Consider the following 23,814-nt stretch of genomic DNA (forward strand, 5'->3'; position numbering starts at 1 on the left):
GAACATGACCAGGCTTTCTGAAAATTTCCCTCTATTTTCACTCGAACTTAACCTTACCAGGATGATTGGATTGCTTGCCGAACGGATTGTATCCGATGAGCGCAATTCTGTCGTCCTCGGTTACAAGCACGTGATAGTGGGAGCCGGGACCTTCAATCCAGTAGTGATAGGTCGAGGATAGCAAGCGAACAGGTTGGGGAATTGTTTTGGGTTCTGGACTCCAGTCCTTTTCAAAAATGTGACCCTCTTTGGTGATGCGAAGCCGGCCACTGACTGAGGCCATGTTCTCCTCCTGTGACAATAGGAGTTTTGATTGTATGACTCTGTCGTTTGATCCTTCTCCATCCAGTGATTCCATCAGGATTTCGTGAACGACCCCCTGCAGATCCAATGCAAGGACGGAAGCAGGATCTAAAGTGGCTCCAACGTAATACGCTGCAGATAGCTCCTGAATAGCGGGCAATCCTTTGACTTCTGTGAAGGCTGTCGGCAGTTTATTCTGCAAGGGAAGGTAAAACACTCGACCGTCTTGTGTCAACGCGAGAAAGGCATAATGATTCACATGAAAGCTCTTGAACTGTAATACCCGGTCACTCTCCTCTTCCAGTACGTGTATATTGCTGATTCCCATCTCACGGATCCATTCGGGCTTTTCGGGATGATCATAGATCGGCTCCAACTGTACAACTGCCAATTGGTCCTCGGTGGTTTGGACAAACAGGCGTCCCTCTCCGCCAAGTATTTTCTTCACGTGAAATGGCAATTCCAGGTCCTGGAAGCTGGTAAAGCCGTCTGTCCAGATACAGATCTTTCCTTCTTCACTCAGGGTAATTGGCACTCGATACACGGAAGTAAGGGTTCGTATGGCGGACATGCCTTTCTTTTCTACCATAGAGTAATCGTCTTCAATCTCCCATAGTGATCCGTCACTTTTGAGAAAGTACGGGCGATCCAGCTCCGTTATCACCTGTTCTATTCCGTCCAACTGCCCGATCTCTTTCCATTCCTTGAACATGACAGGGAGGCGTCCAAGCTGTCCTGTCATATTATTTCCCCAGGAAAACACTTGGCCGTTCTTGTCGAGTGCAAGTGCGTGATGATTACCCAGCTGCAGATCCACTATATCCATTAGCCCCGGAACCTGAACAGGGGACTCCACTTGCTCGGGATGATTGGAACCTAACAAGCCACTCTCATTCGAGCCCCATCCCCAGATGGTACCGTCTGGTCGGACGAAGAGAAAAAGACCCTTATCCCCAACAGCCAGTCGCTTGGCTCCATCAGCAGATGGCGTACGAACGACGCGGTGATCATCCGGGAAGAAGGTAAACACCTCATCGTTTACCGTTTGAATCAATGCCAGGTCATCTGCATTCGCACTTACCAGCTCTACTTTTCCAGGAATGGAGATGTCCTTGGCAGCCTCTGTATCCCATACGCCCATTTTTCCATTCAGATAGGAAAGACGCCCCTCCTCGTCAATAAGGTAGAGTGAAAAGCTCGTTCCATGAATCACGTTGATTTTCCTAAACTGTGTCATCTGTGTCGGAACTGGCCCCTCTCTTTCCACCTTCCATACCGTGCCGTCCCGCTTTAATGCAAATAAAGTCCCGTGCATTTCAATTTGTTGGATAGCGATCACATCGCTTAAAGCCTTCTCCTTGTGCCAATTCTTCTCCTGATCGGATCGCCATACGTGCCCGTCATCTGAAAGAACGAAATCTCCTGAAATTTGACGGATTGTAAAAGAAGTCTCGATTCTTTTTGGATGGTCTAACAATGGGTTATCATATCCCCATTTCCAGACGCCACCATCCGCGCTAAACGCATAGGAAATACCGGGCTTCCACCCGTACCCTGCTGCATCCGTGATTCGATCTGTCGAGATTGCTGTGATTCTAGTGCTGCTCAGATCAGAACCGGATTCCTGCTCCTGCACGACCTCCTGAACCTTTGCCGGATCGATCAGTCTGATCCCCAACACGATCACTGCGAGAGTCAGCAACCCCAAAAAGATCATCCAGAACCTTCCTCTGTTCATGAATCATGCTCCTTTAATCTGGTTTTATTTCCCAATAAGTAAGACGCTTCGTTTTCCAAATTGTTTCCGGCTATTCAAGACGATAACACCCTCTGTAGATCAAACAAAAAAGAGCGAAAAGGTTTCCCTCCCGCTCTTGGATGCACGCTTATGCCATTAGTACGGTTCAGCCTCATGCCCTTTTTGCTCCGCTTCTCGCACGGCTTCCCCAGCATGTGCAGCACCCATCGGACCGCCGATCTCATTCGTGTGGGACGTCCCAGCTTTCTCCACGCCCTCTCTAACACGTCGTCCGTAATCTTCATCGCTTTGCGTGAAATAATCGAACATCTTCTCTTGAATCCGAGGATCACATTTACTGAGTGCATTGACGAGATTGGATATCAGATCGTCTTTCTCCCAATCCTCCATCTGTCTGTAACGCTCTCCGGCCTGTTTGAAATCGTTGGTGCGATCTATTTTTTGCCGGACGATGTTTCCTTCCACATATGGTTGATGATCCTGTGCCTCTTGGTGAGCCTCATGCAGTCCCCCAAGTGTAGAAGGCTCGTAGTTGATGTGCGGCTGATTGCGGTCAACCCGATACAGCATTTGACCCCCTTCCTGATTCGTGGCAACATGCTTTTTCGGAGCATTGATGGGCAATTGGAGATAATTTGCTCCGACGCGATAACGCTGTGTATCTGAATAGGAGAAGGTTCTGCCCTGCAGCATTTTGTCGTCCGAAAAATCGAGCCCGTCTACGAGAACGCCAGTACCAAAAGCAGCCTGCTCAACCTCGGCAAAATAGTTTTCTGGATTTTTGTTCAATACCATTTTTCCGACCGGCAAAAAGGGAAACTGATCCTCCGGCCAAATCTTCGTATCATCGAGAGGGTCAAAATCCAGCTCAGGGTGTTCGTCATCACTCATAATCTGTACACATAACTCCCATTCCGGATAATCTCCCCGTTCGATGGCTTCATACAGATCCTGTGTAGCATGGTTGAAGTTCTTCCCCTGGATTTCTTCAGCTTCTTTTTGGGTCAGATTCTTTATGCCTTGTGCCAAAGGCTGCCAGTGATATTTGACCAACACCGATTCGCCTGCATGATTTACCCATTTATACGTGTTGACGCCGGAGCCTTGCATTTGTCTGTAGTTGGCCGGAATGCCCCAAGGAGAAAAAAGAAACGTGATCATGTGGGTGGATTCAGGTGTATTGGAGATGAAGTCAAAAATCCGCTCCACATCCTGAATATTGGTCACGGGGTCAGGCTTGAAAGCATGGATCAGATCGGGGAATTTCATCGCATCCCGTATGAAAAAAACCTTCAGGTTGTTCCCTACCAGATCCCAGTTCCCGTCTTCCGTGTAAAATTTGGTTGCGAAGCCCCTGGGATCCCGCAAGGTTTCAGGAGAGTGTGTTCCATGAATAACAGTAGAAAAACGCACAAAAACAGGCGTTCGTTTTCCAGGCTCCTGAAACAGCTTCGCTCTCGTATACTTGGATACCGGCTCATCTCCAGCTTTCCCGTATGCTTCAAAATACCCGTGCGCACCCGCTCCTCTTCCGTGAACGACTCGCTCAGGTACTCTTTCTCGATCGAAATGCGTGATCTTTTCAAGAAAATCATAATTTTCCAAGACTGTCGGACCACGTCTGCCAACCGTCCGGACATTCTGATTATCCGTGATGGGATGACCCTGCCGATTGGTTAGCGTATCGTTGCCCTCTCCTCCACTGTTCCTTTCATCTGACCCGTTGGATGTCACGTCCTTCATCTGCTTCCCCTGCCTTTTCCTGAATAATGGTGTCTAGAGAATTTTTACCAGAAGCAGGAGACTTTATGCAGTTTGCCGGTGGACCTATCATCCGTAAGCAATCGCGTTTTCAAAAGCATATGGTGATTGAGAAGGGGGAGGTTCTGGCTAACGTTCAGCATTGCAGCTAGATGTACATCATCCGGGTAACCCCTCACGATTAACTCTTGCCCTGAAACAGAATGTTCCAATAAGCTCTCCAGCTTGTATTGACTAGCTGAAAAGGTCGCTACAGCAGCTTTAGCTTCTGGCGAAAGATCATAATTCGACAATTCACTCAATATGGCACCTGCAGCTACCAAATCCTCCAGCGCAGGCCGCAGGCTGCCGTCGGGCCACCGCTCCCCGCAAGCGATCACGGAGACGCTCCCTTTATGCTGCTGAATAAATCGGGCTATAGCCTTCGCGTTGCGTAAACAGCCTGCTAGCACAATAGCGCCGCAATCTTTCGCCAGCACAGAGCAGGTAGATCCATTCGGAGATGGTAAAACAATTCGGCTCCCCCATCGAGTGGAGGGATGCTGGTGACAAGGAGATGGGCTCTCCTCTTTTTCCTGCCAGTATGGCATCTTGCTTACAGGCAAATGCTAGGGCACTGTCGCCCTTTGTTCGATAAGGATAGACGATTCCCCCCTGACCAAGAACCACATCCACGCATGTAGTGAAGGAAAGAACATCAATAATGACTAGAATATCCGATACTTGTCCATGTGTCTTTATCCCTTCGTACCCCCATTCAAAACGCGCCCTATATGACATTTGCTTATAAAATTCGGCATAATTCATCAATTTCCACTCCAATCTCGCAGAAATGGTTTATCGTTCCCTTATGTTAGCCGTTACCGAAGAAGACAAGACGCAATACAGTATATTGTCCCACTAGTCATAACAAGAATGGAGTGAGCATGAATGTCAGATTTTGAACAAGATGGTTTTGAAGAACGCAGAGAAAATCGTGAAGGCAGAAGACGCAGAAGAAGTTTGGTAAGAACGACAGGTATTCTCCAAAACAACCAAGCAGTCGCACTGAACGTCCATGTCGAGCTTGTCAACCTCAACCTGGATGAAGTAGAAGTCCGCGTACAAGTTTTGAACTGGGGTACAGCTGTAACCCAAACAAACCCTGTATCCACTGCTTTGGACGTTACACAATTCCTCCTGGGTAATACCCGCACAGCCTTCAATGCCACTATCCCCGCTTCCAACCACTATGAAGTTCGCTTGACCGTAGCTGGCAACGATGAAAACGTCCTGATCAACACTTATGGCCGTACAGCTGTTGGCGGCGGTATCCTGGATGGATACTCTGTCCTCAACAGTGAATTCACTACCGTCGAGATCGAGAACTGCATCTTCTAAAAACACCATAACAAGAAAAAAGAATTATGGTTTAGACCATAATTCTTTTTTCTGTTTTCATGAAAAAAAACTGCCCGCGAACGGACAGTTTTTCGGTAGGAGACTTACAGTTTTACTACGTTCTCAGCTTGAGGACCACGGTTGCCTTGAACGATGTTGAATTGAACGCGTTGGCCTTCGTCCAAAGTTTTGAAGCCATCACCTTGGATTGCGCTGAAGTGAACGAATACATCGTCTCCGCCTTCTACTTGAATGAATCCGAAACCTTTTTCTGCATTAAACCATTTTACTGTTCCGTTCGTTTGCATGAAGAAAACCTCCAAAAGTCAATTTGAATATGCTAGTCATATTTACCGAAGCAAATAAAGCTCACATATCATGTAAAAATACCATTTCTTGTAAAGTAGTATCCTTGCATGATATGTGAATTCATACCTACTTCAAAAATATGTGGTTACCGTGAGAATAAACCGAACTTGCATGTTACACTTTTGAAACCAAAAACAACGAAAGCCCTACCTCTCTTCCATCCTTGCGGCTCCGATGACCGCGCCAGTGTGAATCAGATATCAAAAACGTAATCCACTGTAGAGATCCCTTCATGGTATTACGTATCGGATTTCAAGTAGCATGATTATTCTACCATGTCTGTCCAACAAAATCAACATCTGCCTCTCTTCGACTAGGTGAATCACGTTTTGGTACAATGGTGGACAGGAGGGATATAGATGAACAAACAGACTGTGAATTGCCAAACCTTACAAGAAATGATGGACAACAAAATGAATCTCGTACTCCTGGATGTTCGTGACGTGGAAAAATTTCAATCAGGAAGTCTCCAATCCGATCTGTATGAGACGCACAATATCCCATATATGATGATGAAGGAATCTGACGAGCCACTGGACCCCAAGACAGCCCATCTATGGAAAGACAAGCAGATTGTTACCCTTTGCACATCGGGGAATAAAGCACAAAAGGCTGCGGCACTGCTCCGTGAAAAAGGATTTCAAGCGGTTGCCCTGTTGGGTGGACTGACAGCTTGGAGAGAAAAACAAAACGATTAATGAGAGTAACCAAGTTGCCTTGCTTCCAGTGAACTTCCAAATATTACAGCTATCATTTTCACTCGTATCTTTGTTAAAGTTGTTCATGCCAAACAAAACAACAAGCCGAGACTTCCAGATGGCTGGAAGTGCGGGGGACGATCTTGCGAAGCTCATTCGCTTGGGGTGAATCGCTTTTTGCGATGGGTTGTATCCTCAACCCAAATCCGACAACTAACCTCGTAGGCAAAAAAAAGGAGACGATGTGAATAATGAAGAACTTCGGTACTATTACCATCGCACTGGCACTTGGATTCGGAATCAGCCTTACTGGCTTTGTAGATACAGCTTCTGCAGCTGCAAAATCCCCAACACCAACAAATAACCAAGCACCTTGTCTGCTTCAATCCAACTTCAAGCAATGGATCCCGCAGATGACACAATGGTATGGATCCAATCAACCATATGCTGGTTTTCAACAACAGCAGCCCGCTGCACCACAACCCAAAGCTCCCGTACAGCAGCCTGTCCAGCAAGCACCTGTTCAACCACAAGTGCCAGCAAATAATCAAGCTCAACAGCCTGTAGCTGCACCTGCGCAACAAGGACAACAAAATGATCAAGCTGCTGCATTTACCAAAGAAGTTGCCGATCTGGTCAACCAAGAGCGTGCAAAAGCTGGTCTTGCTCCACTGCAATTCGATGCTGCTCTCTCGAAAGTAGCGACTGCAAAAGCAGCGGATATGGCACAAAACAACTATTTCGATCACAATAGCCCTACCTACGGTTCTCCATTTGACATGATGAAGCAATTCGGAATCTCCTACATGACAGCAGGAGAAAACATTGCAATGGGTCAACAATCTCCACAAGAAGTCATGACCCAATGGATGAACAGTGAAGGTCATCGCCAAAATATTATGAATGGTTCTTTCACTAAAATTGGTGTTGGCTATGTAAATGGATACTGGGTTCAATCCTTTATTGGATAATTAAACAGGCAGCCGTGCTTCTCGTGAGAAGAAGCACGGCTTTTCCATTGTATCGGAAGAAATAAACGCTGTTTCATCAACCTTGTTGATGCTGCCCCTGCTCACTTGTATTCGAAGTGCTGCAGCAACAGCCGTCGCTTCCCTGCTCCAACAGCTCAACCTCTTTTTGGTTCATTTTTTGTTTTGTTGGGTAAGCGGATACTTCTTTCAACTCGGTATTGATGTCTGACTGTTTACTCATCCGGTACAACCTCCCCGTTTTTACTCGTCTTACGGCTTTAGTATGTGTGCACTTTGTGTACGCATCCTTTTTAAATGATGGAATCGGATCTGTTCAAGACACATGTATCGAGAAAAGTACTTTGTGCAAAAAGTAAGGTGAAATCATCCCCTTCTAGATGACAAATGCATGTAGATACGCTATCTTTATTGGTAAACCAACTGTCGTACATGAAGAGGGAGGCTACCATGCATTCACTGGCATCGCATCTGAACCAAACCATTCAGCGTGAAAATCCGCATGTATTCCACATGCTTTCTCATGTTGGGAAGCTCATTTACTTCCCAAAAGAAGGAATCCTCAGTCAATCAGCTGAAGCAAAGGCGAAAGCCAAAAAATACAATGCAACGATCGGGATCGCTCTGGAAGACGGTCAACCGATGCATCTCAAAGTCATTCAGGATACATTGTCCGCATATAACCCCAAGGACATCTATGAGTATGCTCCTCCTGCAGGCAAGCCAGAGCTTCGTGCAGCTTGGCGCAAAAAAATACTCGAGGAGCAGCCTAGTCTCGCGAATAAGACGTATGGAACTCCGATTGTGACCAATGCACTTACGCATGGACTGAGCGTCGTTGCTGACCTGTTCGCGGATGTAGGGGACAGTGTGATCATCCCAGACAAGAACTGGGAAAACTACGAGCTCACCTTCTCCATCCGGCGCGGTGCGCAAATGGTTTACTACCCTCTGTATAATGAAAACATGAAGTTCAATGCTGAAGGATTGCGCGATGCCATTTTGGCCCAAAAAGGAAAAGGGAAAGCCATCGTCGTCCTGAACTTCCCGAACAACCCGACAGGCTATACACCAGGGGCCGAGGAAGGCAAGCAAATTCTGGAAGCACTTAAAGCCGGTGCAGACGAAGGCATCAACATCGTTGCCGTTACGGATGACGCCTATTTTGGCTTGTTTTTTGAGGATTCCATGCACGAGTCCCTGTTTTCCAGCCTGTGTGACCTGCATCCACGCATCCTCCCTGTCAAAGTGGATGGCGCTACCAAAGAAGAATATGTATGGGGCTTCCGCGTAGGCTTTATCACGTACGGCGGGGAATCGAACGAACTGCTCAGTGCATTGGAGCAAAAAACAGTGGGAATTATCCGTGCGACAATCTCCAGCGGACCACATCCTTCTCAAACCTTTGTGCTGAAGGCCCTTACTTCTCCTGAGTTCCATCAGCAGAAGATGGAGAAGTTCGAAATAATGAAAGGCCGTGCAAACCGTGTAAAAGCGATCCTCGATAGCGGGAAATACAACGATGCATGGAGCTACTACCCCTTTAACTCCGGCTACTTTATGTGCCTGAAGCTGTCTACTGTTGATGCGGAAAGCTTGCGCACGCATTTGCTGGAAGAATACGGTGTGGGAACGATTGCTCTTGGGCAGACTGACCTGCGCATCGCCTTTTCCTGCATTGAAGAAGCGGATCTCGACGATTTGTTCGAGTTGGTCTATAAGGGCGTTAAGGACTTGGAGCAGAAAAAATAGTCTTCGGCACCTTTCCGTTCTATAAACACCAAAAAAGCGTTCTGGCTACAAGCATGCTTGCTTCGTTGCCAAAACGCTTTTTTACTTGGTTTACATCGCCTTTTGATGGTGCCTGGTTTCTTCAGACGCTACTGTTTTCGGTTTTTTCTTTTTAGCAGAACCGACGAGGAGCCAGCCAAATGGCAGCTTGCTCAATGCAAATGCGATGCCAAAGGAGAACACAGCGCATAGTCCCAAAGCAACCAGGCTGCCAAGAAGTCCCTCATGAAACAACGAGATGGAGCGCAAAAATTGCATGACATAAGTCAAGACTAAGGCGTGAATCAGGTATGCACCGTACGAGTACTGCCCGATTTTGGTCAGCCAGGAACAGATCCGCGGATACTTCATCAGTGAAAGCGCGATGCCGTATATCGCGAGCAATTGCGCCACTGTATACAAAAACATGGATGGTTTTAGCGAAGTTGCGACATTCAAGTTGATCAGGCCGTTGCCTGAATCACGGAACAACTCATAGCCGATAAACGCGTACATGATCAAAAACGACGTACATATCCAAATCCAGTACTGCTTGATTTTCGCTCGAAATACAGGTAAAGCGACAGCAGCAAGACCTCCGAACAAGAAGTAGTAAAAATAGTAGAAGGCATTGCGGTCCCTGTATTTGATCAAATAGGTGTCCAGCCATACTTGGTTAAACCAGAACGAGTTCGCTGGAATATAGCGGGCTGAAAACCACATCAACAAACCGTATACCATCCCCAAAAGTCCGATTACCCAAGCCAGCTTCTGCATGCTGTCGGCATGGCGGCGCAAGAAGCGAAAGACTTGCTGCCAGAACGGATACAGGAGATAGAACTGGAAGATCATGACGACAAACCAGAGATGGTAAGACGCTGTTCCCGTACCCAGATTTTTTGCCAGACTCCATAGTACGCTGCTGCCCTCTGGTGGAAATCCAGGCTGCAAGGATAGGTAGATGCCTGACCATAGGAGATACGGAACGAGGATCTCCATCATTCTTTTGCGCATGAATCCGAGGTAAGAGATATTCTCGTAATAGTTGTAAAACAGGACAAGTCCCGTAATAAAAACAAAAGCGGGTACAGCAAATTTCAATAAATGAAACAGCATCCCGTACACTACAGCCGTCTGCTCGTCGATTCCCGGAACGCGGATGTAAATACCAATGACGTGCTGATACACCACGGCCAGAAAAGCAAAGGACCGAACCAGCTCCAGCTCTGCGATTCGTTCTTTTCTCATCTATTCCGCACCTTCCAAATAATCTCAACCTTTACAATCGAATTGAAACTGCATCTTTTCATACTACCCTTAATGCGTTGTCACATGCAAGTTTTTACCAAAAACAACCAGGTCCATGAGAGAAATCACAGACCTGGAATATCAGAATTGCCCTAGTTCTTCACTTTCGTTTCTGCGATGCCAGATGGAGAAGTGGCCAATCGAGACAACAAGAGTAAATTTGACGCAGCATTTCCTCGTTTTTTGCCAGACTGGTTTCCAGCGGTGTCTGGGGGCGAGGAGCACTTTTTTCTGATAAGGAAATCTTGCCCATCTGCTAGCCGTTTTATCTGAAGGTAATAACCTCTCAGCCGAGGGTCCGCTCATTAGAAAACTTGGCTACGCCAAGCTTTTGGCGGAGCCTTAGTTGCACTTATACTATCTTCCGCTAATCTTTTTAGCGCTTTAGCGCACTCAACACTTTCCGATAGTACAAAAAAAGCGCCCGATAGGCTCGGACGCATCATGACAGAGGTTGAAGCTTCTTTTCTTTTCGGAGTGGTACTCGATTCGCATACGTGAGACAGCGCCATACCCACTCAAGTGGACCATAGTAATAGCGGGAAAGCCACCAGCGACTGAACGCAACCTGCCCTGCAAAAAGAATCAGGCAAATGAACGTCCCCGTCACCAGACTGACGGTTCCATACACAGCAAAGACACGTGAGATGAAGACAAACACCACGGTTTGAAGCAGATAGTTGGTAAAAGCCATTCTTCCTACGAAAGCCAAGGATGAAAAACGTTTTCGCCATTGCTCACGGGAACACAATAGCAGGAGCGAGCTGATGTAAAAAGCGCAAAGCGTAAGTCCACTCCACCCTACAAAGACAGTAATGGATGTACTTTTCGCTGCTGGCAGGACGATCCACCCGGCCTGCAAGAGTGGAATCATCCCCACAAGTGGAATACTCATGACCAGAGACGTCCACCAAACCCGTTTGATGGCTGAAAGATGATCCATCGTTCGCTGAATGATTCCCTGTCTAGCCGCAGTGAAGCCAAATAGAAAAAGGGGAAGCACCGTGATGACTGCAAAAGGTTCATTCGCCAAAACGATGGGAAATTCGTGTGTCATGCGAAATTGCATCCACTCAGACCACGTTCCATCCTGATACACTTGTATCGCCTGCATGACCAATGCTGCTTTCCCGGCCTGATTCTCCAAACTGGGGTCTGCGGGAACGAGTAGAATCAAGAGCATCATCAACTGATAGATGATCAGAAGAAACCATGCCCATCTAAGTACCGTGCGCTGCTGCTTGCGGTAGAACAACAAGAGAATGAAACCCGCCAATGCATATGTATGCAAGATATCACCATACCATAGGAAGACAAAATGCAGTATCCCCACTGTGAAGAGAACGAGAATACGCCTGCCGTACATTCTTTTCATCGGTAATTGCTTTTGCTCTGCCCGATGCATGAATAAATAGAATCCCGCTCCAAACAGAAAGGAAAAGATCGTATAAAACTTTGTCTGGACAAACATGTTGAAGAAAAGCCTGACCCATTCGTCCAAGACTGTGTGCTGTACAGGCAGTCCTTCAGCGGGAAGGAACAATACCGGGTGGAGAAATGTCGGCATATTCACCAGCACGATGCCGAAAAGGGCAAAACCACGGATCACGTCCAGCTGATGGATGCGCTCTCCCTCTGTTACAGGAGATGTGTTCACGACTGTCATCCTTTCTTGTCCATCTTGCCTTCATCGCAAGAACCACCTGTCAAAGGGGCTGCCCAGGTGGTTCTGTCCTCAACGCGTCGGCTGCGAACGCAAGGCTTTTATTCTGCGGTAAAAGCTTTTATCGGGCAATTTTTGAAATAAAGAGATCGCAGGCCGAAAGTTGGCTTCAATAAACCAAATTTTCCCTTGTTGATCGAGTCCCAAATCCAATCCTACTTCCCTGAGATTCGGATACGCCCTGCCTAAACGTCTGGCTATTGCAAATGATACCTGTCTTAGCTCTTGAAGTAAATGAGGTGAACAGGCAATCTTTGACTCTGCGATGGCTTTGCGCAGCGGCAGTACTTTTCCCCGACTGCGCGCCACGTTGGTAACCACATAGCCAGGTCCCGCCAGCTTCGCCAACCATCCTGTAATGATCCAGGGCTCTGTGCTTTTTTGACGCTGCACCATCACTCTGATGTCAAACGGCCTGCCGCTGATCCTCCCAAGTGAAAGATGAGGTTGGAGCAGATAGGTTTTCGGTCGAAAAAGGGAACGGATATAGGCGACGGTTTCCTCTTTTCCATGCACGACTCGCTTTGATGGACCAGCGTGAACCAAATATTGTTCATCGCCAATACTCGTGAGCTTCATAATTCCTGCTCCTCCACCACCCCCAGATGGTTTCAGGATGACACTCTTGTAGTTTTCGGCATACTCCCACAAGCTGTCTGGGGAAAAAGGAGTTGTCGGAGGTAAGTAGCTTTGCAGAAACTCATCTTTACTCAATTTCTGATGTTTACTCCATTTACCAACGTTTGGCGCTTTTATGGGGACATCTCTCCATTCGTAATCAAATGGTGCTCCTCCACTTTCGTAATCCGGTTCTGTCCATCTACGAACACGACACGAGGCACCAGCTTCTTGGCATCCTCATCCTCATACATGCCCATGCTGAGGATAATCACCAAATCACCTGGCGCAAAGAGATGAGCAGGAGGACCATTCAAGCAAATTCTTCCCGTTCCTTCATCTGCTGGCAGGGCATAGGTCTTCCAACGTGTTGCATTACGCAAACTGGTTACCTGTACGATTTCGTACGGAAGAATGTCAGCTGCTTTCATCAGCAGGGCATCAATCGTAATACTGCCTACGTAGTCCAATTCCGCCTGCGTGACGGTTGCTCGGTGTATTTTGCCTTTGCACATCTGTCTTTGCATAGGCGATGCACCCCTTTCCCAATCCAGATGTTCCTAGTCTATGAGCCTTTGGATGTCCATGAACCAGAAAGTCAATGAGTCGTTCGCGATCTGATTATCAACAAAACGGTCATGACCGCATGTAGTAACGTCCATTTTCGTGAAAAACGAGGCCACCCAGGGCCTCCTCCAATCAGACATGCTCTATTCTTTACGTTGTTTATTCGTGAGCGGCGAGAATCGATACGATCTGCTCCTCAAGCTCATTCAAATCCATGCCGGGTGGCGTATAGCCATTGATGATGAGGGAGAATGCGAGCTTCTCCCCATTTTGCGTGCGAACGTACCCGGACAAACTGCTCACATCGGTAAGCGCGCCGGTTACACCACGCAGATTTCCTTCTGCATCTGTATCCAGGAAACGATGTTCCAGGGTGCCATCTTCCCCTGCAAGCGACATGGACTCTTCTATAACAGGTCCAAATGGTTGTTTGTTCAAGCCCTCCAGCACAGAGACGAAGTGCCGAGGTGAAATCAGATTGTATCTCGTCAATCCAGATCCGTCTACCATATCAAAGTTAGTCTTGCTGCCCAGTGTTTGAACCGTCTCCAGCACAGCTTGAATCCCCGAATCCGCACTTCCTGTACCTTTCTTGGCTGCCCCTATGCTCTTTAAGACCATTTCTGCATAGTTGTTATCACTGTTTTTACTCATGTAATCCACGATTTCTTGTAGCGACAAGGAAGTAAATTCGGTCCATTTTACCGCCGTTACCGGGACAGTCCCTATCATGATCTGACTGCTTGCTGAAAAACGAATGCCCTCGCTCTCCATTTTTTCCTTCAGCACCGTACCAAAATAAAGCGCCGGGTCTTCCACAGGAACCTGCTTGGCTCCTCCTTCGTGCTCGAGCGGAAGTGTGCCGGTAATTGTAAATTGATTGGTGGCACGATCTCGTTCAATGGCGATTGCGGCCGTCGAACCTGCCTCTACCGTCTTCGCTTCGTTCTTTATTTCTATAAAGGAAGTATTAGGATAAATCGCTACGCTCACCTGATCCCCAATCTGTTCACCTGGCTTGTAAGCAAGTGTCACCAAACCACGATTCAAGGACAATGCTCCAATTCTCGGATTGAAAGCTTCATTCTCATCGTCCCAAGTCCACCCCAAGCCGAGACGCTGTTGATCAAACACACTTTCATCAAGAATCAGGTTGCCTGTAATCTGCTGAATCTGTTGTTCTTTCAGATATTCCACGATCTGTTCGATGGATACCCCTTCCTGGACCTTTAACGCATCCTCCGTATGAATGGTCGGGTCACCGTACCCTTTGACGAAAAGATTGCCGTTGATCGTGCCATCGCCCGACTGTGCAACATCTGTGTAAAGCTCCGTCTTGAATACATGCTCCGTACCCAGCTGTTGAAGCGCAGCAGCACCGGTCAACAGCTTGACGTTTGCTGCTGGTGTCAAAAGAGTATCAGCATCCCTTTCGTACCATACGGCGGACTCGCTCGGCTCATCCAAGGCTTTTACGACCAAGCCTATCGTGAGGTTTTCCCATTCTTTCTGATCTAGAATCGGGTCGAGCTGGTTAGAAAGCAAGTACGTTTTCGGAGCTTCCGGAATGTACCCCTCCGGTGCACCAAGCTCGGGATACGTAGTGGCAAGAACGACCACAAAATCTTGCAAATCTCTGGCATACTTGGATTTGTAAACACCGTTCGTCATGATGGAATACGCGAGCTTATGTCCATTTTGGGCCGTGACGTAGCCGGATAATGCATTGACACCGCCCATCGAACCGGTTTTTGCGATCGCCTTCTTCTCTGCAATGGTCCCTTTCATCCGACTAGCCAAGGTACCATCTACTCCCGCAATTGGGAGTGATGCTTCCAATACGTCTCGATACGATTGCTTCTGGACAAAGTCAAGCAGCGTCACCATCTGCTCTGCGGTAATCCAGTTGAAACGGGAAAGGCCTGAACCATCCACTACTCTGTAGCCTTCAGGTACACCTGCTCGTTGAAGCATATCGCTCACGACTTCACTGCCTGCCGAAAAGCTGCCCTGCCCTTTCTGAGTGGCTCCCAGTGTTTTCAGCAGCATGTCCGCGTAAAAATTGTCGCTATCCTTGTTCAATTCCACGATCATCTCGGAAAGTGGCTTTGATAAATGAGTATGAAGAAGAGAGCTTTTGCTGACGACAGTCTTCTTCACGGACGATTGTGCTTGTACCGCGATTCCTTGCGCAGTCAGCTCTTTTTTCCACAGCTCCCCGACAAAAAGGGCTGGATCTTCCATCGTGACATCTTGTAGGTACGGCTTTGCCTGTGCTCCGATCGTTCCTGTCAATATCATTTCGTTCTTGCCCCTAGGACGATCAATTGTAATGTTACGTTCAGTACTGTTTGCAACGGTCGTGATTTGATTGTTGATTTTGAGCATGGTGGTAGCAGGTTGCATGTTCACCACAGCTGCACCTGCCGGACCTGGTGCGATGGTAAGCTCCACGCTATTTTTTTCTACTGCTAATCCGCTTAACTGCGCGCTGTAGCCATAAGGCTCATCATCCCACATCCAACCCATTCCAAGGCGCTGACTGTCGAAATAGCTCTCGTCGACGAACAAATTGCCATTCACCTTTTTAATGCCTTTTTGTTTCAAGGCTACTGCAATACCCTTTAAGTCATCGACGGTTAGCGTGGGATCACCATAGCCTTTTAGCACCAGATTGCCGTTGACGGCGCCATCAGCCGACATCGAGCCAAGGACATGGACTTCTGTCTTCCACTGGTAGGATGGTCCCAATCGATCCAATGCTGTAATGGTGGTGAACAGCTTCAGTGTAGAGGCAGGAATAAAGCTTCGATTGGCTTGATGCTGATAGAGGTATGTCTGATCCGTCATATCATAGATGGCAATTCCTGCATGCAGCCCCATACTGTTCTCATCTAGTTTCAGACCAGACAAGTACTTTTCCATATTTGCCTGCAAAGATGAATGCGCTGCTATTGTTCCTGATTGTGCGTGGGCAGGAACAGTCCAAACAGATAACACCATAACCAGCATCAGCAGCCATGTACAGACACGTTTGAAGCTCAAATTCATACTCCTCCTCTACCTATTGTCGTACGTGTCGGTTTCTTTTATCAGATCATACGAACCTTTGTACGAGCTTTATTTTTCTAAATAGTACCACAATACAAACAATTTGACTTGCGACTAACGAACCCCTTATTGATCATACTAAATGGGAAAATGCCATTCATTGGAGGGAATCTTCGTGTATCTTCGCCTGTTTCTAATCCTTGCCATGCTCTGTACGTTTTCAAGCCCTGCTTCAGCCGAGCCGGATCTATCCACCTTGCAAGTAGACCGATCTCCAGCTAAAAACGTATCGGATCTGATCAAACGTTGCGATCTGATCGCGTATGGTTGGATCGACAGCGCCTACCAGTCAGTCCCCACCCGGAAAGTAGTGAGGCAAGGGAAGGTCGTCAACTACGTGCAAAAGTTTCAAATCAAAAGATCATTCAAGGGAACATCAGCTCGATCCGTCAAGCTCTTAAGCACTGGCGTGGAGCCATTGCCTGACGCAGAGGATCCGATCAATATGACCTATCCCGGCCCGCTTGGAGAAGGAAACTATTTGTTGTTTTTACGAGCGGTGAAAGGGACTGACATGTATAGTATTACCGGAATCTGGCAAGGCGTCTATCCCTTGCATGGTGGACGAACGATCGCGCTTCAGGGGATCGGCTTCGCAGAGTTGAATGGATTGACGCTGGATCAAATCGCGCAGAAAATAGGCAGTTTGCACTCCCGCCCATGAGTGATGTTGGAGTGGCGAAGCTGAGTGTACGGAAGACAACTTGTTATCCTCAAGACCACGAGCTTTCATATATTTCAAGCCTATCTCTCCTCGCTTTTATTCGGTAGATGGTAAAGGAACCCCTGACTCTCCACTAAAATGGTAAAACCTGTTTCGTTGAATCAGTCTTCTGGGGTATATTGGCAACTGATTCTTTGTCCGTTGTTTACGCCTGGAGCTTGGCACTGCGAATAACGGCAACGATGGAGAGGAGATCAGATCATCGATGGAAAACTTGCTTGAGAGTGAGAAAGACTTTGGCTTTGCACGGGTCTATGCCGTTGAGCTGAAATACAGAGATGAACCTAAACTAGACCGAGCTTTGCTGTATCAGAAAATGGAGCAATACACTGGGAAGGTTGGGCAACCGGATCAAGACGAGGCAAATTCAGCAAAGCTTGCTGTCTGGGAAGCAAATGAACCCGCTCAAGATCAGATGCTGCATTTCTTCCATTTAAACTATATGGTTCGCTAAGCTGGTCGAGCCTCAGTCGTTCCTGTCTGCATTGAATGACGGTGAGATTTTGTATGGTGCTATGAATGTACGTTTCTATCGCGTCGAAGGAGCCGGAAGTGACCGGCAAGAAGCCCTGATGGACACTAGAGGGCTCGCTGCTCTCGGCATTCCGGACGTTCAGTGCCATTTTTATGACCTCGACCCGGGCGAATCTTATTATGCAGGTAGACAGGGATACGAAGAAGCGGAACATTAATTTTATTTGTATGAATCGAAATAGCTTGATTCCATAGAATAACAAACAGCGGCGAGCTAAGACCTGAAATAAGTCTTAGAATTGCCGCTGTTTCAATTACTGGGCGTAATCAGCCATTACAATATTTCGATATACCCTTCTGTTCCATGTACGCGAATTCGTTGCCCGTCTCTGATCCTTTTGGTGGCATTTTCCACCCCAACAACTGCTGGCAGGCCATATTCACGTGCGATAACTGCTCCATGGGTCATCAGTCCACCCACTTCGGTAACTAGGCCTTTAATGGATACAAACAACGGCGTCCAGCTAGGGTCAGTAAAGGGAGTGACTAATATATCTCCCTCTTCTAGAGCAGCATCTTCCATGTTTAAGATGACACGTGCACGTCCCTCTATAACTCCGGAGGAAACAGGTAGACCGACAATAGCTTCCGCTGGGAGATTTTCGCGTTTGTATTTACCAACAATGATTTCACCATCAGACGTGATCACACGTGGAGGAGTTAGCTTTTCAAATAATTTGTATTCGTTTTTTCGTTTGCTGACGATTTGGTCATCTAGTTTATTGGCGCGTACGACATCGTGAAGTTCTTCAAAGGTGAGATAGTAGATATCTTCTTTCTCTTGTATCACACCCAGTTGTACGAGTTTTTCAGCTTCTTTCAGTAAAGCCAGCTTATAAATGAAGTAGCGATTGATCATTCCATATTTTGGATATTCCCTAAACCCGCTGAAATTCCGGATAAGGTCAATCATTCGTTTTGTTTCTTCGGCTTTTTGTTCACCATCCGGCAATTGCTTCAATCGATCTAATAACGCTTGTTCTTTTTTCAAAGCCTCCTGTCGCCCATGCTCAAATTTCCGAATGCTAGCTTGAGGCTCGAGGTTTTTAATATTGCTCAGAATCATTGGAACCAGTGTAATAGGTTTTTCGCTCCAACGAGTTCTCGTCAGATCAATTTCTCCGGTACAACGCATTCCGAATTTGCTGAGATAATCCTGGAAAGCAGCTCGCGTTTCCTGTCCACCATCAAACGTAACCAGTTCATCCAAAAAGTTATCATCTTTTACATGTTGTAAATAATCCATGACTTCTGGATAAGGACGGATCACATCAGCGACATCCAAGAGGGCCAGACCCATTTCCGACGTAATATTGTTAGGGACAGATTGTGAGAGCGTATCTGCTGCGTTTTTTTCACCTAACCACTTGTTCATGTTTTCATTGATCCATGATGAAGCATTCATAGCAGCCATAATTATGCGCAAACTTTTGGGGTCAAATAAAATTTTCTTTAATTGCTGGATGTCTTCTCGTATAAAATCAAATAAATCTGATCCTGATTTCGATTGGATGTTTTGTTTCAACTCTTCTATCGATATTTGAGTACTCTTAATCAAATCAGAAACGATAGTCGGATCGTTTTCGATTTGATCTTGAAAACCCGCTGACGACTTATCTTTATTGCTTTTACCGGGACTCTGTTCACTTTTGTCGTTTGGCAACGATTTTATAAAATCGCCTCGCCTAATTATGGTCTCAAGTGCGTCTTTTATGAGCGGATCGGATTGTCCGATGCCTGCCAGTTGTAAAATTTGTTGGTCAGTAAGTGTTTGAGTCTTTTGCTGATCGGCATCGATCGTCTCGGTCCTCGTTCCGCCTTCTTTTCGACCGTAGATCGCCAATTTTTTGGTCGCTATCCTCTTTTCGACGATTTTCCCGTCCTTTACTTGATAACAATCGGCAGAGACCAAACCAGAGACCAATGCTTCTCCAAGTCCAAATCCGGCATCGATTGACAACAGCTTTCGGTTTGAAGTAATCGGATCGGCAGTAAATAAAATCCCTGAAGCCTGTGGGAAAACCATCCTTTGAATGATGACGGAAATAGTCACTTGACTGTGGTCAAATCCATTATGCATCCGGTAGATGACCGCGCGATCCGTAAATAGGGAAGCCCAACATTTGCTGATATGCTGCATAATTGCTTCTTTCCCGATGATATTTAAATAGGTGTCTTGTTGACCTGCAAAAGAGGCATGTGGTAAATCTTCAGCAGTCGCACTGGAACGAACTGCGTAAGCATGTTCCTTACCAAACTGCAAGTGATAGTGAGTTACTGCTTTCTTCACCTCGTGTGGAATTTCTATTTCCATAAGGGTCTGCCGAATCTTCCTGCTGATTTCAGCAATTTGATCTCGATCTTGTACTTTTAGCATGGTGAGTTGATCCAACAAAGCGTGATAGGTCTCGTTTTGTTCGATGGCTCTTTGATATCCCTCTGTTGTAACACAAAATCCTTCTGGTACTTGTATCCCTTCCAATTTTGATAATTCCCCTAAATGTAACCCTTTTCCGCCAACGAGTAAAAGCTGCGTTTTTTCCATTTCCTGAAAACTGAGCACGAAAGAACTCATTCGATATCGCTCCAGAATATCCAGGTTCTTTTTTTATTTTCCTAAGCTTCAAGGCGATTGCGCCAAAACCACAGGTCAGAAAGCGAAAATCCACGGTCTACTAATAAAAGCCTTTTGCTGAGTCATCGAACAAGCCCCTCACTCATTTTTAAAAAGTGAAGGGCTTTCTGCTATTTCCGTACACTATTCCTTTTTTCCGATCAACCATTCCACAGCTTCGATTTCCTTCGGGATCTGCGATGAGAGCACCTCGTAGCCTTCTGCTGTAACTAACACATTATCTTCAATCCGAATGCCAATCGCTTCTTCCTCTATGTACAGACCAGGTTCAATCGTGATCACCATACCGGGTTGAATGGCAGTTGTGTAATCCGAGATATCGTGCGTATCCAGTCCAAGATGATGAGACACGGAATGATAGTAGTATTTGGACAGTTCACTGCTCTCTTGGATGAGACCGAGACGGAGCAGGCCGTCTGTGAAAACTTGTTTCGTGACCTCATTTAAATCTTGCAGTGTGACACCAGGCTTCACTGCTTCGATGGTCTTGATTTCTGCTTCGAGTACCAGTTGATAAATCTCTTTCTGACGTTCTGTAAAGCGACCATTCACCGGAAACGTTCGCGAAATATCAGCAGAATAGTAATTTGATGCTGCACCAAGGTCAAGCAGGACCAAGTCACCATCTTCCGCACGTTGATTATTCGCTTCATAGTGCAAGACAGTAGCATTGATTCCGCTAGCAATAATGGGTAAATAAGGAAGCTCGCGTACACCGTGCGATTTCAATGTGAAATCATAGTGCGCCTCTAGCTCATATTCCATGATGCCAGGACGTGCGTGTGACCACATGCGCCGGATCGCTTCATCCGTGATCGCAATCGCACGTCTGATTTCTTCGATCTCTGCTGCACTCTTCACCATACGCAGTTCTTTTAGCCATGGGCCAGCATCGTGAATCTGCAGAGTTCGGTATTTCATCTGAGCATCTTCGGCAAAAGTCTCCGCAGGCGTCCGCTCATCGTTCCACAGGTAACGATACAAGTCAAGATAGAGCAATCCCTTGCCTTCGCAGCGCCTCATAAAGGTCCCGAATGACTCCAGCCACTCATCGAGATAGTCGAAGTGTTCGATACCAGACTGCTCTTTTGCCTCCTGCTCCGATAAGACGGCTCCAGTCCATTTCGCTTCAAGTTCATTCGGGCGCTGAAGAAATAACGTTTCGGTCACGGTCCCAGCGCGTTTCGTAATCATGAGAATGAGGTTGCTGCGCGCAATGCCGGTAAGATAATAAAAGTTGCGGTTCGGTGAAAATGGATATTTATCGTCATGACTGCGTGTCTTGACAACTCCTGAAAATAGTACAAGTGCGCTGTGATCAGGCATTTTTTCCGCGAGACTTTGACGGCGATTGATGAACTCTTTTGGGTTCATGGTTATGGTCATTTGTTTTTCAGGAAATTTCCATTATTTTAGAAATAGTTTTTTACAATATGCCTTTTATAAAGTTCTAAAAAAAGCAGACGCTTTAGGTAAACTGCTCCTTGTTATTCATCATTGCTCTCATGGAATCTCGATCTCTCCCTTATTTAGTATCATCACATACTCCACGTCAACGTTACCCTCTGAATACCCGGATCCGTTTACAGAACGCTCAGGAAAAATTTGTTGATTCGTCAGATCATATGGAATCCAACCAAAAAACAAATTACGTTCGGGAGATTGTGTTGCTGATTCTACTTCTAGATATGCATTCATGAATGTTATCCAATCGTCGGGCAGTTGCATCGATCCATAAGATTTCTCTTGAAAGGAGATCCTCTTCTCCATTTGTACTCTTGGATAGTAGCGCTCTATCCCTTCTGCGATACGATATCCTCTTCTTCGAATGAAATAAAAATGAATAGAACTTAATTTATCTTTTGGGTCAATATTCCACACGAAATAAAACGAAGAAGGATCGTTACCGTTAAGCTTCCATAGCATGGGTTCCCCCTTTGTATCAATCGAGGCAACCTGCCATTTACGATTTTTCCATACCCAATAGCTAAGACCGTAGTCATCTTTTTTCGATATAAAAGGAACTAGTACGTGGCGCTCGTCAATAGAAATTGTATCTTGAATGATACTTGCGGTCGCCTTTGGAAAGATTCTATTCAGCTCTTCAACCAATTGTTCATTTGTTGGAAAAGAGGTAGGCGTCGAAAAATAGAACCAGTATACGATGATGGATAGCATTATGATCAAAAGTCCAAGAAACCATATCTTTTTCTTCGTCATTTTTATTCTCCCCCATCCATTATCGAATCTTGGGAGCGAAAATAAAGTTCCCTTTTCGGTGTCGATAATAATATGCCTTTTCCATCGTCTTCAATATAGACCAATGTATGAAGACCACTACCCCATTTTGATGAAGTTCCAATGAGTAGATATGGAAACCGTTCATTTCTTTTATTCGATTCAGTATTCATAAGAGTTTCGTTGTACCATTGATCGCTATAAATTGCTTCCTGTCTCATCGTATCGAGTTGCTTGATAAGGCTAACTTTACTGAGTGATCGGTCTTTAGCTGATGGGTGAATATTTATAATGGAAGCATTCTCAACATTTGAGATATAGACGGATAATTTGTCTTTAGGATATATCACATGATGAAGTGGTATTGTTAGTAAAGTTGAAGCAAAGAAAATAAAATTCGCCACAAAACCTAACCATGCATAAGATCGATAAGTCTGCCATTTTTCATTTTTGCCTTTAAAAACAAAATACAAGATCCATACACCAAGAGGTAAAATTGGCACCTTAACAATCGTTTCAAGCATTTTCCAATTCATTGAAAGGGAAAAAAGACCGACAATTATCATGAGTGGAATCGTCCATACTTTCGGTTTTACAATTTGTTTTCGATACATTCTATAGGCTAAAAAAACAATAATAAGCCATCCTAAAATGATCATTACTATATCTATGACATTAGTATTTGAAACATTTGATATTATTTCCATCTTACTCCTCCTCTCTCGTTCTGTAATCTTCTTAAAAAGGACTGCCAAATAAAACCCAGCTTAGCGAACCGCGAATTCCGTTAGAGAGCATTGAACATACCAAACCTTCTTTATTTTACCATTAATTACATCTTTTATGTATGGTTTGAACGAGTGAACCCGTCCGTATGTAGGTGCAAATAATAGCATGCTTCTAACTCGTTTCCGAATTTTCTTTGGTTTTGAGACACTTCTCAATCTACAACATGATCCGTCTACGAGCGCACTTACCAGCCCCCATCAGATAATTCCCATTCTCTCTCCCAACCGCAGCAGTTCTTCATGAGGGTCACCTTTTAACTGAAGGATCTGGGCAAAAGCAGGCAAAGCTGTTGCATCATGCACCTCCATAATGATGTCCAGGTCGGATTCTTCGATATCCACTTCGATCGGGATTGTCCCGCACAACACAGGCGTAAAAGATGCAAGTTCGCTGAAAATACGTGATTCGAGTATAGCCTCATGTGCACGACTTTGCCGTTCATTGCCTGTTTTTAAATAATCGATGCTCAAAAACAAACCTTTTCCCCCTCTCGTGCTTGTTATGCCTGAGCTAGAAAATGAGAAAAAACCACTGTTTT

At 46.0% G+C, this 23,814-nt stretch carries 21 protein-coding genes and 1 riboswitch; of the genes, 6 read left to right on the plus strand and 15 right to left on the minus strand.

Annotated features, from left to right (window positions below; genetic code table 11):
* Positions 1-37: 37 nt before the first annotated feature.
* The 3 genes from JZI27_RS15345 to JZI27_RS15355 all read right to left on the minus strand — a co-directional run bounded on the left by JZI27_RS15345 (position 38) and on the right by JZI27_RS15355 (position 4,413).
* A complete protein-coding gene (locus JZI27_RS15345; RefSeq protein WP_280208115.1) occupies positions 38-2,041 on the minus strand; it encodes an RCC1 domain-containing protein in 2,004 nt (667 codons plus the stop codon).
* 156 nt (positions 2,042-2,197) lie between these two features.
* The gene (locus tag JZI27_RS15350; RefSeq protein WP_280208117.1) at positions 2,198-3,805 is read right to left on the minus strand and encodes a catalase; all 1,608 of its coding nucleotides are present in this window, start codon (positions 3,803-3,805) and stop codon (positions 2,198-2,200) included.
* Between the two features lie 44 nt (positions 3,806-3,849).
* On the minus strand, positions 3,850-4,413 hold the full coding sequence (locus JZI27_RS15355; RefSeq protein ID WP_280208194.1) for a 2-phosphosulfolactate phosphatase: 564 nt from the start codon (positions 4,411-4,413) through the stop codon (positions 3,850-3,852).
* 340 nt (positions 4,414-4,753) lie between these two features.
* Between JZI27_RS15355 and JZI27_RS15360 the strand changes: the two genes are divergently transcribed.
* A complete protein-coding gene (locus JZI27_RS15360; RefSeq protein WP_280208119.1) occupies positions 4,754-5,203 on the plus strand; it encodes a hypothetical protein in 450 nt (149 codons plus the stop codon).
* A 104-nt stretch (positions 5,204-5,307) separates the two neighbouring features.
* On the opposite strand, the gene JZI27_RS15365 is transcribed toward JZI27_RS15360, so the two are convergent.
* On the minus strand, positions 5,308-5,511 hold the full coding sequence (locus JZI27_RS15365) for a cold-shock protein (RefSeq protein ID WP_023556900.1): 204 nt from the start codon (positions 5,509-5,511) through the stop codon (positions 5,308-5,310).
* A 420-nt stretch (positions 5,512-5,931) separates the two neighbouring features.
* Here JZI27_RS15365 and JZI27_RS15370 point away from each other — a divergent pair, with 420 nt between their 5' ends.
* Together JZI27_RS15370 and JZI27_RS15375 are read left to right on the plus strand one after the other, a co-directional pair.
* A complete protein-coding gene (locus JZI27_RS15370; protein ID WP_280208127.1) occupies positions 5,932-6,270 on the plus strand; it encodes a rhodanese-like domain-containing protein in 339 nt (112 codons plus the stop codon).
* A 93-nt stretch (positions 6,271-6,363) separates the two neighbouring features.
* Positions 6,364-6,513, plus strand: a riboswitch (cyclic di-AMP (ydaO/yuaA leader).
* Positions 6,514-6,521: 8 nt separating this feature from the next.
* Complete coding sequence (locus JZI27_RS15375) at positions 6,522-7,241, plus strand: CAP domain-containing protein (protein ID WP_122907429.1); 720 nt, start codon at positions 6,522-6,524, stop codon at positions 7,239-7,241.
* A gap of 76 nt (positions 7,242-7,317) precedes the next feature.
* Here the strand turns inward: JZI27_RS15375 and JZI27_RS15380 are convergent, their stop codons facing one another.
* Positions 7,318-7,482, minus strand: coding sequence for a hypothetical protein (locus tag JZI27_RS15380; RefSeq protein ID WP_183184786.1), 165 nt, complete (start codon positions 7,480-7,482; stop codon positions 7,318-7,320).
* 227 nt (positions 7,483-7,709) lie between these two features.
* Here JZI27_RS15380 and JZI27_RS15385 point away from each other — a divergent pair, with 227 nt between their 5' ends.
* Entirely contained in the window at positions 7,710-9,011 is a 1,302-nt protein-coding gene (locus JZI27_RS15385) for an aminotransferase class I/II-fold pyridoxal phosphate-dependent enzyme (RefSeq protein ID WP_251244650.1), read from the plus strand.
* Positions 9,012-9,101: 90 nt separating this feature from the next.
* Here JZI27_RS15385 and JZI27_RS15390 read toward each other — a convergent pair whose 3' ends face one another.
* The 5 genes from JZI27_RS15390 to dacB form a co-directional block, all read right to left on the minus strand.
* Positions 9,102-10,277, minus strand: a complete 1,176-nt coding sequence (locus JZI27_RS15390; RefSeq protein WP_280208131.1) for an acyltransferase — start codon at positions 10,275-10,277, stop codon at positions 9,102-9,104.
* Positions 10,278-10,779: 502 nt separating this feature from the next.
* Positions 10,780-11,994 (minus strand): DUF418 domain-containing protein, encoded by a 1,215-nt coding sequence (locus JZI27_RS15395; protein WP_280208133.1) that lies wholly within the window; start codon positions 11,992-11,994, stop codon positions 10,780-10,782.
* A 78-nt stretch (positions 11,995-12,072) separates the two neighbouring features.
* Positions 12,073-12,816, minus strand: a complete 744-nt coding sequence (locus JZI27_RS15400) for a YheC/YheD family protein (RefSeq protein WP_122907432.1) — start codon at positions 12,814-12,816, stop codon at positions 12,073-12,075.
* Positions 12,813-13,205 carry an aspartate 1-decarboxylase gene (panD, locus tag JZI27_RS15405; RefSeq protein ID WP_122907433.1) on the minus strand — a complete coding sequence of 131 codons (393 nt, stop codon included), beginning with the start codon at positions 13,203-13,205 and terminating at the stop codon, positions 12,813-12,815. Before panD ends, JZI27_RS15400 begins: the two co-directional genes overlap by 4 nt.
* 199 nt (positions 13,206-13,404) lie before the next feature.
* The gene (gene dacB / locus JZI27_RS15410; RefSeq protein ID WP_280208134.1) at positions 13,405-16,296 is read right to left on the minus strand and encodes a D-alanyl-D-alanine carboxypeptidase/D-alanyl-D-alanine endopeptidase; all 2,892 of its coding nucleotides are present in this window, start codon (positions 16,294-16,296) and stop codon (positions 13,405-13,407) included.
* Between the two features lie 175 nt (positions 16,297-16,471).
* Here dacB and JZI27_RS15415 point away from each other — a divergent pair, with 175 nt between their 5' ends.
* Both JZI27_RS15415 and JZI27_RS15420 read left to right on the plus strand, forming a co-directional pair.
* On the plus strand, positions 16,472-17,020 hold the full coding sequence (locus JZI27_RS15415) for a hypothetical protein (RefSeq protein WP_122907435.1): 549 nt from the start codon (positions 16,472-16,474) through the stop codon (positions 17,018-17,020).
* A 265-nt stretch (positions 17,021-17,285) separates the two neighbouring features.
* Positions 17,286-17,534: a hypothetical protein gene (locus tag JZI27_RS15420; protein WP_251244654.1), complete on the plus strand. Its 249-nt coding sequence runs from the start codon at positions 17,286-17,288 to the stop codon at positions 17,532-17,534.
* 354 nt (positions 17,535-17,888) lie between these two features.
* On the opposite strand, the gene JZI27_RS15425 is transcribed toward JZI27_RS15420, so the two are convergent.
* The 5 genes from JZI27_RS15425 to JZI27_RS15445 all read right to left on the minus strand — a co-directional run bounded on the left by JZI27_RS15425 (position 17,889) and on the right by JZI27_RS15445 (position 23,752).
* A complete protein-coding gene (locus JZI27_RS15425; RefSeq protein ID WP_280208137.1) occupies positions 17,889-20,189 on the minus strand; it encodes a phosphoenolpyruvate synthase in 2,301 nt (766 codons plus the stop codon).
* Between the two features lie 183 nt (positions 20,190-20,372).
* Positions 20,373-21,623: an aminopeptidase P family protein gene (locus tag JZI27_RS15430; protein ID WP_481752817.1), complete on the minus strand. Its 1,251-nt coding sequence runs from the start codon at positions 21,621-21,623 to the stop codon at positions 20,373-20,375.
* A gap of 129 nt (positions 21,624-21,752) precedes the next feature.
* Positions 21,753-22,469, minus strand: coding sequence for a hypothetical protein (locus JZI27_RS15435; RefSeq protein ID WP_280208140.1), 717 nt, complete (start codon positions 22,467-22,469; stop codon positions 21,753-21,755).
* A gap of 2 nt (positions 22,470-22,471) precedes the next feature.
* Positions 22,472-23,194, minus strand: coding sequence for a hypothetical protein (locus tag JZI27_RS15440; protein WP_280208142.1), 723 nt, complete (start codon positions 23,192-23,194; stop codon positions 22,472-22,474).
* 279 nt (positions 23,195-23,473) lie between these two features.
* Complete coding sequence (locus JZI27_RS15445; protein WP_122907468.1) at positions 23,474-23,752, minus strand: DUF4269 domain-containing protein; 279 nt, start codon at positions 23,750-23,752, stop codon at positions 23,474-23,476.
* Between the last annotated feature and the right edge of the window lie 62 nt (positions 23,753-23,814).

This window comes from Brevibacillus sp. AY1 (assembly GCF_029870785.1).
Lineage (GTDB): Bacteria > Bacillota > Bacilli > Brevibacillales > Brevibacillaceae > Brevibacillus > Brevibacillus invocatus.